The organism is Streptomyces coelicoflavus (genome assembly GCF_003112555.1).
GTDB lineage: Bacteria > Actinomycetota > Actinomycetes > Streptomycetales > Streptomycetaceae > Streptomyces > Streptomyces coelicoflavus.
The window spans coordinates 1,035,963-1,049,213 of the sequence record NZ_BEWB01000002.1 but is presented as its reverse complement, the minus strand read 5'-3'; the positions used below and the strand labels follow the sequence as shown (position 1 = coordinate 1,049,213).

The 13,251-nt window shown below is 73.6% G+C and carries 11 protein-coding genes; 6 read left to right on the top strand and 5 right to left on the bottom strand.

Translation table 11 applies throughout. The features are described 5' to 3' along the window. Positions 1–242 precede the first annotated feature (242 nt). From Sco07f_RS04945 to Sco07f_RS04930, 4 genes are all read left to right on the top strand, one after another. Positions 243–791, top strand: a complete 549-nt coding sequence (locus Sco07f_RS04945; RefSeq protein ID WP_042825966.1) for a beta-class carbonic anhydrase — start codon at positions 243–245, stop codon at positions 789–791. Between the two features lie 275 nt (positions 792–1,066). Further along, positions 1,067–2,134, top strand: coding sequence for an AAA family ATPase (locus Sco07f_RS04940; protein ID WP_373558672.1), 1,068 nt, complete (start codon positions 1,067–1,069; stop codon positions 2,132–2,134). Beyond that, the gene (locus Sco07f_RS04935) at positions 2,134–3,498 is read left to right on the top strand and encodes a DUF58 domain-containing protein (RefSeq protein WP_167468012.1); all 1,365 of its coding nucleotides are present in this window, start codon (positions 2,134–2,136) and stop codon (positions 3,496–3,498) included. The genes Sco07f_RS04940 and Sco07f_RS04935 overlap by 1 nt, the downstream gene beginning before the upstream one ends. Continuing rightward, positions 3,495–5,885, top strand: a complete 2,391-nt coding sequence (locus Sco07f_RS04930) for a transglutaminase TgpA family protein (protein ID WP_108987040.1) — start codon at positions 3,495–3,497, stop codon at positions 5,883–5,885. The genes Sco07f_RS04935 and Sco07f_RS04930 overlap by 4 nt, the downstream gene beginning before the upstream one ends. A gap of 222 nt (positions 5,886–6,107) precedes the next feature. On the opposite strand, the gene Sco07f_RS04925 is transcribed toward Sco07f_RS04930, so the two are convergent. The 3 genes from Sco07f_RS04925 to Sco07f_RS39710 form a co-directional block, all read right to left on the bottom strand. Then, positions 6,108–6,512 carry a spore wall synthesis complex protein gene (locus Sco07f_RS04925; protein ID WP_007448475.1) on the bottom strand — a complete coding sequence of 135 codons (405 nt, stop codon included), beginning with the start codon at positions 6,510–6,512 and terminating at the stop codon, positions 6,108–6,110. Between the two features lie 276 nt (positions 6,513–6,788). Then, complete coding sequence (locus Sco07f_RS04920) at positions 6,789–7,616, bottom strand: methyltransferase (RefSeq protein ID WP_007448477.1); 828 nt, start codon at positions 7,614–7,616, stop codon at positions 6,789–6,791. Between the two features lie 148 nt (positions 7,617–7,764). Beyond that, complete coding sequence (locus Sco07f_RS39710) at positions 7,765–8,352, bottom strand: SAV_6107 family HEPN domain-containing protein (RefSeq protein ID WP_054103355.1); 588 nt, start codon at positions 8,350–8,352, stop codon at positions 7,765–7,767. Between the two features lie 182 nt (positions 8,353–8,534). Between Sco07f_RS39710 and Sco07f_RS04910 the strand changes: the two genes are divergently transcribed. After that, positions 8,535–9,164, top strand: coding sequence for a TetR/AcrR family transcriptional regulator (locus Sco07f_RS04910; protein WP_087791380.1), 630 nt, complete (start codon positions 8,535–8,537; stop codon positions 9,162–9,164). Between the two features lie 423 nt (positions 9,165–9,587). Beyond that, positions 9,588–11,108 (top strand): phytoene desaturase family protein, encoded by a 1,521-nt coding sequence (locus tag Sco07f_RS04905; protein ID WP_108987039.1) that lies wholly within the window; start codon positions 9,588–9,590, stop codon positions 11,106–11,108. Positions 11,109–11,124: 16 nt separating this feature from the next. Here the strand turns inward: Sco07f_RS04905 and Sco07f_RS04900 are convergent, their stop codons facing one another. Further along, entirely contained in the window at positions 11,125–12,138 is a 1,014-nt protein-coding gene (locus Sco07f_RS04900) for an SCO2102 family sporulation regulator (protein ID WP_108987038.1), read from the bottom strand. 56 nt (positions 12,139–12,194) lie between these two features. After that, positions 12,195–13,118: a methylenetetrahydrofolate reductase [NAD(P)H] gene (metF, locus tag Sco07f_RS04895; RefSeq protein ID WP_007448484.1), complete on the bottom strand. Its 924-nt coding sequence runs from the start codon at positions 13,116–13,118 to the stop codon at positions 12,195–12,197. Positions 13,119–13,251 lie beyond the last annotated feature (133 nt).

Sequence of the window (13,251 nt, the reverse complement as noted above, 5' to 3'; positions counted from 1 at the left end):
TCAGTCCAGCAGGGAGATCCTCGCCTCCCGCTTCGCGTCACTTTAGTCCACCGTGTCGCCCGGTCAATCAACCGGCCTGCGCGTCGCGGCCGCCGGCGCCCGCAAACCGGCATCGCACGGCTTTTCACTCTTATGGCCCCCTTTGCACCACCCTGTGGGTTGGCTCACAACAGACCTCGATGACGTTCTTTGTCCCGCTTCACAGCGGGCCGCCGGGCCGGGCGGCCAGTAACGTCATGGATATGACGACTTCTGCATCGGTACCCGCAGGCTCCGAATCCGCCACCGTGGCCGACCACACCGTCACCGACCGGCTCGTCGAAGCGAACGGGCACTACGCCTCGGCGTTCAGCGACCCCGGCATGGACGCCCGCCCCGTCCAGCGCGTCGCGGTCGTGGCCTGTATGGACGCCCGTCTCGACCTGCACGCCGCGCTCGGCCTGAAGCTCGGCGACTGCCACACGATCCGCAACGCGGGCGGTGTGGTCACCGACGACGTGATCCGTTCCCTGACGATCAGCCAGCGGGCGCTCGGCACCCGCAGCGTGGCTCTCATCCACCACACGAACTGCGGCATGGAGTCCATCACCGAGGACTTCCGGCACGACTTGGAACTCGAGGTCGGCCAGCGGCCCGCGTGGGCGGTGGAGGCCTTCCGGGACGCCGACCAGGACGTGCGGCAGTCGATCGAGCGGGTGCGCACCTCGCCGTTCCTGCTGCACACCGAGGACGTGCGCGGTTTCGTCTTCGACGTGAAGACGGGTCTGCTGCGCGAGGTCGACCCCGCCTGACCCGGCGGCACGCCCCCGATCCCGCCGGGCCGACGCCGCCACCGGGGCCGTACGGGCCGTGAGTGCCGTAAGGGCCGACATGTCGGGGCCAGTTGTCCACAGGCAGTGACACGAATCGGTAACGGCGGCAAGAATGCGGGAAGTGGTGTCGCACGGAACTTTTTCCGGGCGGCGTCCGTGATTCGGGGTGGGCCGGTCCGCTCAGTGGGGCCGGCCCGGCAAGTTGGGGTACCCCCATTCCTCAGGGAGTGCGGGGAAGGGCCGAGGAGGGCCGGGTGACGACCTATGACGATCAGGCGAGCCATGGGGGCGCCGCCGCGCGAACGTACGGGAGCGTGGGGGAAGATCTGACCGCTGTGGTCGAGCGGGTCCGCGGTTCGGTGGAGGACGTGATCGAGGGCAAGCCCGAGGTCGTACGGCTCTCGCTGACCGTGCTGCTGGCCGAGGGACACCTGCTGATCGAGGACGTCCCGGGCGTCGGCAAGACGATGCTGGCCAAGGCGCTGGCGCGGTCCATCGACTGTTCGGTGCGCCGGATCCAGTTCACGCCGGACCTGCTGCCCTCGGACATCACGGGCGTGTCCATCTGGGACCAGCAGCGCCGGGACTTCGAGTTCAAGCCGGGTGCGATCTTCGCGCAGGTGGTGATCGGCGACGAGATCAACCGCGCGTCGCCGAAGACGCAGTCGGCGCTGCTCGAGTCGATGGAGGAGCGCCAGGTCACCATCGACGGCCAGACCTACGAGCTGCCCAGCCCCTTCATGGTGGTGGCGACGCAGAACCCGGTCGAGATGGAGGGCACCTACCCGCTGCCGGAGGCCCAGCGGGACCGTTTCATGGCCCGGGTCTCCATCGGCTATCCGAGCGCGGACGCCGAGTTGCAGATGCTGGACGTGCACGGCGGGGCCAGCCCGCTGGACGATCTTCAGCCGGTGGCGCACGCGCACGACATCCTGAAGCTGATCGAGGCGGTCCGCGGCGTCCACGTCGCGGAGCCGATCCGGCGGTACGCGGTGGATCTGGTCGCCGCGACCCGCACCCACCCGGACCTCAGACTCGGCGCCTCGCCGCGTGCCACGCTGCATCTGCTGCGCGCGGCGAAGGCCTCCGCCGCCCTCAGCGGCCGGGACTACGCGCTGCCGGACGACGTGCAGGCCCTCGCGGTCGCCGTCCTGGCCCACCGGCTGCTGCCGACCGCGCAGGCCCAGCTCAACCGCCGCACCGCCGAGCAGGTGGTCCAGGAGATCCTTCAGCGCACCCCGGTACCGGCGGAGCCCCGGCAGGGCGTCGGTACGGGCCGCGGCACGTCGGCGTACGGTCAGCAGCCGCCGCGGAGGCTGTGATGGAAGCCGGGGGGACGGCCGGGGCCGGGGAGGACCGGGGCGAGGGCGGCGGCATCCGGACCGCTCTGGCCGGGCTGACCACCCGCGGGCGCTCCTTCCTGGCCGCGGGCATCGCGGCCGCCGTCTGCGCCTATGTCCTCGGGCAGAGCGATCTGCTGCGCGTCGGGCTGCTCCTGGGTGTGCTGCCGATGGTCTGCGCGGCCGTGCTCTACCGGACGCGCTACCGGGTCGCGGGCAGTCGCCGGCTCTCCCCCGGCCGGGTGCCCGCGGGCAGCGAGGCCCGGGTCCATCTGCGCGTCGACAACGTCTCCCGGCTGCCCACCGGTCTGCTGATGCTCCAGGACCGGGTGCCCTACGTGCTCGGCCCGCGGCCCCGCTTCGTCCTCGACCGGGTCGAGCCGGGCGGTCGCCGCGAGGTGTCCTACCGGGTCCGTTCCGACCTGCGCGGCCGCTACCCGCTGGGTCCGCTGCAACTGCGCCTGACCGACCCGTTCGGCCTGTGCGAGCTGACCCGCTCCTTCTCGGCGCACGACACGCTGACCGTGATCCCGCGCGTGGAGGCGCTGCCGCCGGTGCGGCTGAGCGGGGAGGCGAAGGGATACGGCGAGGGCCGGCAGCGTTCGCTCGCCCTGGCCGGCGACGACGACGTGATCCCGCGCGGGTACCGGTACGGCGACGACCTGCGCCGCGTGCACTGGCGTTCCACCGCCCGCTACGGCGAGCTGATGGTGCGCCGCGAGGAGCAGCCGCAGCGGGCCCGCTGCACGGTGCTCCTGGACACCCGGGTGGTGGCCTTCGACGGCACGGGCCCCGACTCGGCCTTCGAGTGGGCGGTGTCGGGCGCGGCGTCCGTGCTGGTGCACATGCTGGAGCGGGGCTTCTCGGTCCGGCTGCTCACCGACACCGGCGACTCGGTGCCGGGCGAGGGCGCCGACGGCTTCGCCGGGGCGAGCCAGGGCACAGCCGACGCGGCCGGTCTGATGCTGGACACCCTCGCGGTGATCGACCACTCCGACGGCACGGGCCTGTCCTCGGCGTACGACACGCTGCGCGGCGGGAACGAGGGGCTGCTGGTGGCGTTCTTCGGCGACCTGGACGAGGAACAGGCCGCGGTGGCGGCGAAGATGCGGCAGCGCAGCGGCGGCGCCCTGGCCTTCGTCCTGGACAGCGAGACCTGGTCCCGGGAACCGGCCGACGTGCCCGGTCCGTTGGAGGGAAGCGCGGGGCGGCTGCGCATGCTCCGGGAGTCGGGCTGGACCGCCGTGACCGTCCCCCGGGGCGCCACGGTGGAGGAGGTGTGGCGGATGGCCGACCACGAACGCACCACCGTCTCGGCCCCGGCCGGCGGAAAGGCGGCGCCATGAGCGGGCGGGCGCGGTTGGCGTTGTGTGCTTGGGCGGCCACCTTGATGACGGCGTGCGCGCTGTTGCCGTTGGTCGACCCGGCCACGTGGATTCTTCAGGCGGCGGTCCTGCTGGCGGTGCAGTCCGGGGTGGGCGCGGTGGCGCGGCGGGTGCCGCTGGCGCGGCCGCTGACCGTCGCGGCCCAGGCCGTGGTCACGCTGATGCTGCTCACCCTGGTCTTCGCCCGGGAGCAGGCGATCGCCGGGCTGATCCCCGGGCCGCAGGCCTTCCAGCACTTCTCCGACCTGTTTCAGCAGGGCGGCGACGACATCGCCCGGTACGCGATCCCGGCGCCGTTGGAGTCCGACGGCATCCGGCTGATGCTGGTCGGCGGTGTCCTGGTGATCGGGCTGCTGGTGGACACCCTCGCGGTGTCCTTCCGCAGCGCCGCCCCGGCCGGCCTGCCGCTGCTCGCGCTCTACTCGGTGGCCGCGGGGCTGTCCGAGGGCGGCGCCGACTGGCTGTGGTTCCTGGTCGCGGCGGCCGGCTATCTGATGCTGCTGCTGGCCGAGGGGCGGGACCGGCTCTCCCAGTGGGGCCGGGTCTTCGGCGGCTCCCCGCGTTCTCCGGGCGCGGACCAGGGGCGCGCGCTCGCCCCTGTCCGCACCGGACGCCGCATCGGCGCCTTCGCGCTGGGCATCGCCCTGGTGGTGCCGCTCGCCCTGCCCGCGATGGACGGCGGGCTGCTGGACGGCGCCCGCGGCGGCGTGGGTTCCGGGACCGGGGGCGGCGGCACGATCTCCGCCGTGAACCCGCTGGTCTCCCTGCGGGACAACCTCAATGTGAACGAGGACCGCGAGGTCCTGAGCCTCCAGACCGACTCCGAGAGCCTGTCCGACCTGTACCTGCGCATCGTCTCCCTGGACGACTTCGACGGCACCACCTGGAAGCCGTCCAAGCGGCACATCACCGCCGTGCCGGACGGCACGTTCCCCACCCCCGTCGGCCTCGGCCCCCAGATCAAGCGCACGGAGATCCGGACCCTGATCTCGGCCGCGGACGGGTTCGCCCAGGACTGGCTGCCGATGCCCTACCCGCCCAGCGGCGTACGCGTCGCTGGCAACTGGCGCTACGAGCCCGTCGGCATGACCCTGGTCGGCGACCACGGCCAGAACACCCGCGGGCTGACGTACGAGGTGCGGAGCCTGAGCCTCCAGCCGACCGCGGAGCAGCTCGCCTCGGCGCCCCAGGCGTCGGCGGCGTTCAGGCGCGAGTACACGGAGCTGCCGGACAGCCTGCCCGAGGTGGTTTCCCGGACCGCCCGCGAGGTGACCGCCGGGGCCTCGAACCCGTACGAGCAGGCCGTCAAGCTCCAGGAGTACTTCGCGATCAACGGCGGCTTCGAGTACGACACGCAGGTCGACATCGGCAGCGGCTCGGAGGCGATCGCCCGGTTCCTGAAGCAGAAGGAGGGCTTCTGCGTCCACTTCTCCTTCGCCATGGCGGCGATGGCCCGCTCCCTGGGCATCCCGGCCAGGGTCGCGGTGGGCTTCGCGCCCGGCTCCCCGCAGGCGGACGGCTCGGTCTCGGTGGGACTGCGGGACGCGCACGCGTGGCCCGAGGTGTACTTCGAGGGCGTGGGCTGGACCCGCTTCGAGCCGACACCGACGCGTGGCTCGACCCCGGCGTACACCATCACGGACCGGCCGGGCAGCTCGGTGCCGGACCCGGCCCTGCCCTCGCGGAACACCGGGACGGAGCCGTCGGCGGCGCCCTCGGAGAGCGACACCTGCTCCCCGCAGGACAAGAAGCTGGACGCCTGCGCCAGCGAGTCCGCGGTGGCCGTGCCCGTCACGGGCGGCGACGGACCGAAGTGGTACGCGCTGCTGGCCTGGGCGGTGGCCGGTCTCGTCGTGCTGCTGGTCCCGCTGGCGCCGATGCTGTGGCGGCTGCGCGTCAGGTCGGTCCGGCTCGGGGCGCACGGCCGCGGTGAGGCGGACGCCGGCCCGCACACGCTCGCGGTCTGGCAGGAGCTGACCGACACGGCGTGGGACCTCGGGATCCTGCCGGAGGAGTCGCAGACGACGCGCAAGGCGGCGGCCCGCGTCGTCCGGCTGGGCCGGCTCGATCCGGCGGCCGCGGCGGCGGTGCACCGGGTGGCGGACGCCGTGGAGCAGGTCCTCTACGCGCCGCGCCCGCGTCCGACGGCCGGGCTGACGGAGGACGTCCGGCTGGCCACCGCCGGTCTGCGCGCCACGGCCGGCCGGGGCACGAGGTCGCGCGCACTGCTCGTGCCGCGTTCGGCCGTACGGGTGGCCTGGGCGGCGTCGGCCCGGTGGACGGCCGTGAAACGGCGGGCCTCGGCGGCCCGCCCGGCGTGGCGCAGAACGTCGGACCAGCAGGGCTGAGCCGAGCGGGCGCCGATCCTGCGGGGCGGCGCCCGCCACACCCTCGGCCGCCTCGAGGTATCCCGCCACGCCCGCCGGGGCGCTCACGGCCCCTCCCAGGGCGGGCGTGGTGACCACATGACCGGTCCCGCGGGCTGCGCCCACCGGCGTGCGTGAAGGGGTGACCACCCGGATGGTGGTCACCCCTTCACGCGGATGTCCTTGTGAGCGGTGGCTCGGGCGCTACTGGCCGCCCTGCTGCTCGTCTCTGCGACGCTGCCAGCGCTCGTCGATACGGTCCATCATGGAGCGTTTCTGTCGTCCCTGGCGGCGCGCGGCCTGCGGTCCGGCACCGGCCGCCTGCTGCTCGCCCGGTTTGGGGGCCTTGCGCCAGCCGGTCACGGCGAGAACCGCGCAACCCAGCATGACCAGGAAGCCCACCACACTGAGCCAGACCTGCTGGGCGACCATTCCGGCCATGAGGAGCGCAATACCTACGAGGAAGCCCGCGACCGCCTGGTAGACCCGTCGCCGGGTGTACGTACGCAGCCCGCTTCCCTCGAGCGCTGTCGCGAACTTGGGATCTTCGGCGTACAGCGCTCGCTCCATCTGCTCGAGCATGCGCTGCTCGTGCTCCGAGAGCGGCACGGAGTCCTCCTCATCGTGCAGTCGCCGGGGCGACCCGGGGGGTCCCTTCAGGATAGGCAGGGAATCGCCCCCGTGAAACCCGCCCCTCTGCGCCAATTGACCAACCGGACTCCGTCATGGCCGTGCCGGCTCGCTGAGGTTCCCATTCCCCAGCGGCCGACCCGTCATGCCGGGCCGTCTCCCTCGATCATACGGCGACTGCCCCCCGTTCGGGGGGCCTGTGGCGTACTCCATCTGCAGTCGCGTCCCTGATCAGGGCCTTACCCCACCGGGCGCTCAGGCCTCGTGGGCACCTCGCGTCTCACCGAGCACATGGAGCTGGGTGGCGACGGAGTGGAACGCGGCGAGTTCGGCCGCCGCCGCCTCCAGCTTCAGCAGCGCTTCCATGGCGCCCGGCTCGGTGTCCACCAGCACGCCGGGGACCAGGTCGGCGAAGACCCGTACGCCGTGCACGGCGCCGATCCGGAGCCCGGCGGCCTCGACCAGCCCGGTGAGCTGTTCGGCGGTGAACCGGCGCGGCACGGGGTCGGCCGTGCCCCAGCGGCCGTCCGGGTCGCCCAGCGCCTGCCGGGCCTCCGTGAAGTGGCCGGCGAGGGCGCGCGCGAGCACGGCGCCGCCCAGGCCCGCGGCGAGCAGGCTGAGGACGCCGTCGGCGCGCAGGGCCGCCACCGCGTTGCCGACGCCCTCCGCGGGGTCGTCGACGTACTCCAGGACGCCGTGGCACAGCACCGCGTCGTAGCCGCCGCGCTCGACCACCTCGAAGAGGCCGCCGGCGTCGCCCTGGACGCCTCGCACCCGGTCGGCGACGCCGGCCTCGGCGGCGCGGCGCTCGAGGGCGAACAGGGCGTTGGGGCTCGGGTCGACGACGGTGACGCGGTGGCCGAGGCCGGCCACGGGCACCGCGAAGTTGCCGCTGCCGCCGCCGGTGTCGAGGACGTCCAGCGCCGGCCGGCCCGTGGCCTTGACCCGGCGGTCCAGGGCGTCCTGGAGGACGTCCCAGACCACGGCGGTACGAAGGGCCGCCCGGGAACGGGAGGGATCGGAGCGCGGCGACGCCGTCTGCGGTCGGGGATGGGAGGCGGGCGGGCGCATCGGGTCCGACACGGCAGTTGACTCCTCGGCGCGGCACCGCCCCGGACACGGGCGGAGCGAACGGGCTGCCACCCCGCCCGGTGCGGGGCAGGGGTGGCTTCAGGCTTCTCCCACCCTATTGCTTCCGCCGCGCCCGCCGGTCACCCGCTCGTCGCCCCGCTCATCCCGCGTCCGGCAGGTCCCGGCCCGGGTGACCCGCGTCGGGGCGGTCGGGGTGCTCCGGGCGCGGCGGGTCCGTGTCGGGGCGCGGCTGGGGCAGCACCGGCTGGAGGACCAGCATCCGCTCCACCAGGCGCAGGAACATCGCCACGTCGCGTATCAGGTCGTCGGCGTCCCGGGTGCTCGCGGCGCCCCGGATGCCCGCCTCGGCCCGGGCCCGGCGGCGTGCGCCGGAGGCGAACAGCGCGCTCCAGTCGGCCAGCTCGGGTGCGATCTCCGGCAGCACCTCCCAGGCGCTGCGGATGCGGGCCCTGGCCCGTGGGCCGGTCTCCGGGCGGCCGCGCGCGGCCAGCACCGCGGCGGCGGTGCGCAGAGCGGCGAGATGGGCCGTGGCGTACCGCTCGTTCGGCGTTTCGAGGACGGCGGCCTCCTCCAGTCCGGACCGGGCCTGGGCGAGCAGGTCGAGGGCGGCGGGCGGGGCTGTTGTCCGGCGGAGCACGGGGTGCACGTCGCTCGCCGGTCCGGTCAGTGAGGGTGCAGGGCCGGCGGCGCGGCGCCGCCGGGCGGCGGCTGCGGACGAGTGGGCCATGACGATCCTCCTGTCGTCTCCGTGACGGCACGTCCGGGCAGGAGGTGCCGTATGTGCCCATCGTGAGGTATGCCACTGACAATCCGTTCTGACCTGGACTTTTGGTTCGATCGGCCGTTCGGTTCACTCCCCGGTGGGCCTGCGGTGACCTCGCCGCACGGCGTGCTGTGAGAATCGGGACCATGGAAAGCAGCAGCACCGCCTCACAGAGCGGCGGTCGTCGCGAGGCCACCCGGCAGAAGCTGTACGAGGCGGCGGTCACCCTCATCGCCGAGCAGGGCTTCTCCGCCACCACCGTGGACGAGATCGCCGAGCGGGCCGGGGTCGCGAAGGGCACGGTCTACTACAACTTCGCCAGCAAGTCCGTCCTCTTCGAGGAGCTGCTGCGGCACGGTGTCGGCCTCCTGACCGCCTCGCTGCGCCAGGCCGCGGAACGCACGGCGCGGGAGGGGCTCGGCCGGGTCGACGCCCTGGACGCGATGATCCGCGCGGGGCTCGTCTTCATCGACCGCTACCCGGCCTTCACCCAGCTGTACGTGGCCGAGCTGTGGCGCACCAACCGGGCCTGGCAGTCCACGCTGCTGGTGGTCCGGCAGGAGGCCGTGGCGGTGGTGGAGGGCGTGCTGCGCGAGGGCGTGGCGAGCGGTGAGTTCAGTGAGGAGATCGACGTGCCGCTGACCGCCGCCGCGCTCGTCGGCATGGTCCTGGTGGCCGCGCTGGACTGGAAGGCGTTCCAGCCGGAGCGCTCCCTGGACGACGTGCACTCCGCCCTGTCGCGGCTGCTCCAGGGGCGCGTGAGCGGCCGCCCCTGAGACACGAAGAACGCCGGTCCGTGGTGGCCGCGTCCCCCGCGGGCCGCCGTCGGACCGGCGCCTTCTCCTGCTCCCCCGTACGTCCCCCCCGTCGGAACTCCCGTCACTGGTCGTCCCTCCGGGCTCCCCCGTCTCTCGCTCCCGCCGACCGTGGCCGGCGGAAGGAGCGGATCGCGGGCCCGGCTCCGTTCCGGCGCCCCGTGCCGCCGGTTCCGGAGCCGTGCCCCTCTCCGTGCCTCCACTCTCTCGTTCCCGCAGGTCGCGGCCCATCCGCGCGCGTACTCATCTGCCGCACTAGGTACACCTACTCAGCCCTGCGCACCCCGCCCCACGGACCGCTCCCGCCGACCGGTCACCCGGACGTCCGTCGTGGTGCTCAGCCCTCGCACGGGAGTGCCGGCGGTGGCGGATAAAGTCCCTGGCATGGCACGGATTGCGGTGATCGGCGCCGGGACGGGCGCGATGGCGGCGGCCGCCCGGCTGGCCGTTGCGGGCCACCGGGTGGTGGTGTACGAGCGGACGCGGACCTACGGCGGAGCCCTGGGCCGCTTCGAGCGGGACGGGTTCTCCTTCGACACCGGCCCCGGTCTGCTCCCGCTGCCCGCGGTCTGGCGCGACCTGTTCGTGAAGACCGGCAAGGAGCCGCTGGAGTCCCGCGTCGAGCTGGTCCAGGTCGACCCGTCGTCCCGGCACGTGTTCGCGGACGGCACGGAGGTCTCGCTGCCGAACGCCTCGCGCGCGGGCGTCGTCGCCGCCCTGGACGCCGCGCTCGGTGCGGGCGCCGGGCAGCGCTGGGGCGACTTCCTGGTGCGGGCCCGGGAGACCTGGGACCGGACCCGCCGCCCCCTCCTGGAGGAGCCCCTCTGGCCGAACTGGCGGGTGCTGGCCGAGCGCGAGCCCTATCCGGCGGTTCCGCACAAGCGGCTGCTGCGCACCCGCCGGGCCGGCACGCTCGCCGAGGTCGGCGCCCGGGAGCTGCGCGACCCCCGGCTCGCCGCCCTGCTGGAGAGCCACGCCCTCGCGTACGGCCTGGATCCCCGCACCGCTCCGGCGAACGCCGCCGTGCTGCCGTACATGGAGTACGCGTTCGGCGTGTGGTACGTGCGCGGCGGCGGTCTGCGGGAACTGGCGCGGGCGGTGTACGAGCGGTGCCTGGCCCGTCGCGTCGAGTTCCGCTTCGGGGCCGAGGTCACCGGGATCGTCGAGAAGGACGGCCGGGTGGTGGGCGTGGAGCCGGCCGAAGGGGCCGTCGAGGAGGCCGAGTTCGTCGTCTCCGGGGTGGCGCCGGACGTCCTGGACCGCCTCCGCGGTGGATCGCCGGTGCGGGGCGAGGGCGAGGTGCCCGCGCAGCGCGGCGGGGCGAGCCGGCTGACGGTGCTGCTGGCGCTGCGGGGCGGGCGTCCCGAGGGCACGGCGCACCGGACGGTGGTGCACGCGGCGGACCGCGAGACCGAGTTGGACCGCCTGTTCGGCGCCGCTCCCGGGATGGCCGCGCGGCCGACCGTCACCGTCCTGCGGCCCGACGACCCCGCGCTGGTCCCGGACGCGGACCATGAGGCGGTCACGCTCTCCGCGACGGTGCCCGCGCTGGGCGGCGGGCCGGACCGGGCCACGAGCGAGGAGACCGCCCAGCGGGCCGAGCGGCTGATCGACGTCGCCGAGCGGGCGGTGCCCGGCCTGCGCGACCGGCTCCTGTGGCACGAGGTGCGCACCCCGGCCGAGGTCGCGGCGGACACCGGTGTGCCGGACGGGGCGATTCCGGCGCCCGCGCTGGCGGGGGCCGCCGGACGTCTGCTGCACGCGGCGAACAGCACGCGTACGGAGGGCCTGTTCACGGTCGGCGGCTGGTCGCACCCCGGCGGGGGGCTTCCGCACGCGGGCATGTCGGGCGCGCTGGTCGCCGGACTGGTGGTGGAGGGGCCGGAGTTCCGCGGCTCCCAGTGAGCGGCGGACGCGGTCCTCAGAAGCGGTACTGCTCGTCGTAGCCCTGGTTCTGGCCCTGGTTGTGACCCTGCGTCTGGTCGTTGCCCTGGTAGGGGTACGGCTGCTCGGCCGGGAGTTCGCCGCCGTAGGGGTCGTCGGTGCTGCGCTGCTGCGGCACCCACACCCCGCCCGCCGGGGTCTCGCCGCCGTAGCCGCCGGGGGAACCGGTGGCGCCGGGGGCGTACGGGTCCTGCCCGTAGCCCTGCTGGCCGTACTGCTGCTGCCCGCCGGTGGTGTCGTAACCGCCGGTGTCGTACGCCCCGCCGCCGTAGGTGTGGGTGCCGATGTACGGGTCGGAGTAGGCGGCGTACTGCTGCTGCGCGCCGGTGTCGTAGCCGTAGCCCTGCTGCTGCCCGTAGCCCGGGTAGTCGTAGGCGTAGGCCTGGTCGGCGTCCGGTGCCGCTGCCGCCGCCTGCTGCTGCTGGCCGGTGCCGTAGCCGGAGTCGGCGTAGACGCCGTAGGAACCGGTGTCGTCGGGCATGGGCTGCGGTGCGTAGACGGCGGTGGTCTCCGCGGCCGTGGGGTCGCCGGCGGGACGGGCCGGGGTGAAGACGTCGTCGCGGTCGTAGTCGTCGGCCGCGTACGCCGGGCCGTCCTGACCCGGGGCGTGGCCCTGGGCGCGCTCGTCGTAGTCGTCGTGCTCCTGGCCGCCCTCGGCGCGTTCGAGCCCGGAGACCTCCAGCGTCGGTTCCTGGCGGCCCCGTTCGGGACGCCCGCGCTTGCCGACCAGGCTCGCCGGGGCGTTGACCGCCCAGCCCGCCTCGAAGCCGCGGCGGAACGACAGGGTGACGTAGGTCTGGCCGACCGCGAAGGCGGCGGCGCCGACACCGATGACCAGCATGTTCGACATCAGCACGCCGGCCACGACGCCGACGAAGCCGCCGAAGGCGAGCAACCGCCAGCGCAGCCGCGCCTTGTACTGCAACAGCACCTCGCCGAGCAGCCACAGCGCGACGCCGCCGAACGCGATGTAGAGGACCGTCCAGCCCATGTACGCCCCTCTCCCAGTGGCCGTTACGCAGTGTGTCGCAAATACGTGCGGCCGGTCTAGGCCCGCGGTGGGTGGTGCAGGCCCAGGTTCTCGTAGATTTCCAGCGTCGCCGTGGAGTTGTTGAGCGTGATGAAGTGCAGTCCGGGCACACCCTCGGCCAGCAGTCGCGCGCAGAACTCCGTGGCGAACTCGATCCCGATCGAGCGTACCGCCGCCGGATCGTCCTTGACCGCGAGGATCCGCTCTTTCAGCTCCGCGGGGAACGAGGCGTTGCTGAGCTTCGGCAACCTCTCCAGCATCTTCACACTGGTCACCGGCATGACCTCGGGGATGACCGGGGTGTCGCAGCCGGCCGCGGCGACCCGGTCCCGCAGGCGGAAGTAGGAGTCGGGCTGGAAGAACATCTGCGTGATCGCGTAGTCGGCGCCGGCCCGGCACTTGTCGACGAAGTGCGCCACGTCCGTGTCCCAGGCGGCGGAACGCGGGTGCATCTCGGGGAAGGCCGCGACGCCGACGCAGAAGTCGCCCGACTCCTTGATGAGCCGCACCAGTTCGGCGGCGTACGTCAGGCCCTCGGGGTGCGCGATCCAGTCGGCGTTCGGGTCGCCGGGCGGGTCGCCGCGCACGGCGAGCATGTTGCGGATCCCCGCGTCGGCGTACTGGCCGATGATGTTGCGCAGCTCGGCGACGGAGTGGTCGACGGCGGTGAGGTGCGCCACGGGGGTCAGCGTGGTGTCGGCGACGATCTGCTCGGTCTCCCGGACCGTGCCCGCACGCGTGGAGCCGCCTGCTCCGTAGGTCACGGAGACGAAGTCCGGTGCCACGGCCTCGACCCGCCTCAGCGCGCTCCACAGGTTCTTCTCGCCCTTGGGCGTCTTCGGCGCGGAGAACTCGAACGAGTACGTCGTCTTGCCGGTGGCGAGGATGTCGCGCACCGTGCGGGCGCGATCAGTCCTCGTGCTTGCGGTTCCGAGGGCCATACCGGCAGGTTAGCCAGGGCGTGGCGGTCACCCAACCGGATGCGGGATATTTGTCCATATTGTCTAGTTGTTGTCCATCTTTTGGACACCTGCCCGCCCGCGGCGACGCCCCCGTGACGCCCTACGAGGTGCG

Bases quoted from the DNA above. Each gene is read 5' to 3' on its own strand.
- Sco07f_RS04945 (WP_042825966.1), top strand. From the start codon at position 243: ATGACGACTTCTGCATCGGTACCCGCAGGCTCCGAATCCGCCACCGTG.
- Sco07f_RS04935 (WP_167468012.1), top strand. From the start codon at position 2,134: ATGGAAGCCGGGGGGACGGCCGGGGCCGGGGAGGACCGGGGCGAGGGC.
- Sco07f_RS04930 (WP_108987040.1), top strand. From the start codon at position 3,495: ATGAGCGGGCGGGCGCGGTTGGCGTTGTGTGCTTGGGCGGCCACCTTG.
- Sco07f_RS39710 (WP_054103355.1), bottom strand. From the start codon at position 8,352: ATGGCCCACTCGTCCGCAGCCGCCGCCCGGCGGCGCCGCGCCGCCGGC.
- Sco07f_RS04910 (WP_087791380.1), top strand. From the start codon at position 8,535: ATGGAAAGCAGCAGCACCGCCTCACAGAGCGGCGGTCGTCGCGAGGCC.
- Sco07f_RS04905 (WP_108987039.1), top strand. From the start codon at position 9,588: ATGGCACGGATTGCGGTGATCGGCGCCGGGACGGGCGCGATGGCGGCG.
- Sco07f_RS04900 (WP_108987038.1), bottom strand. From the start codon at position 12,138: ATGGGCTGGACGGTCCTCTACATCGCGTTCGGCGGCGTCGCGCTGTGG.
- metF (WP_007448484.1), bottom strand. From the start codon at position 13,118: ATGGCCCTCGGAACCGCAAGCACGAGGACTGATCGCGCCCGCACGGTG.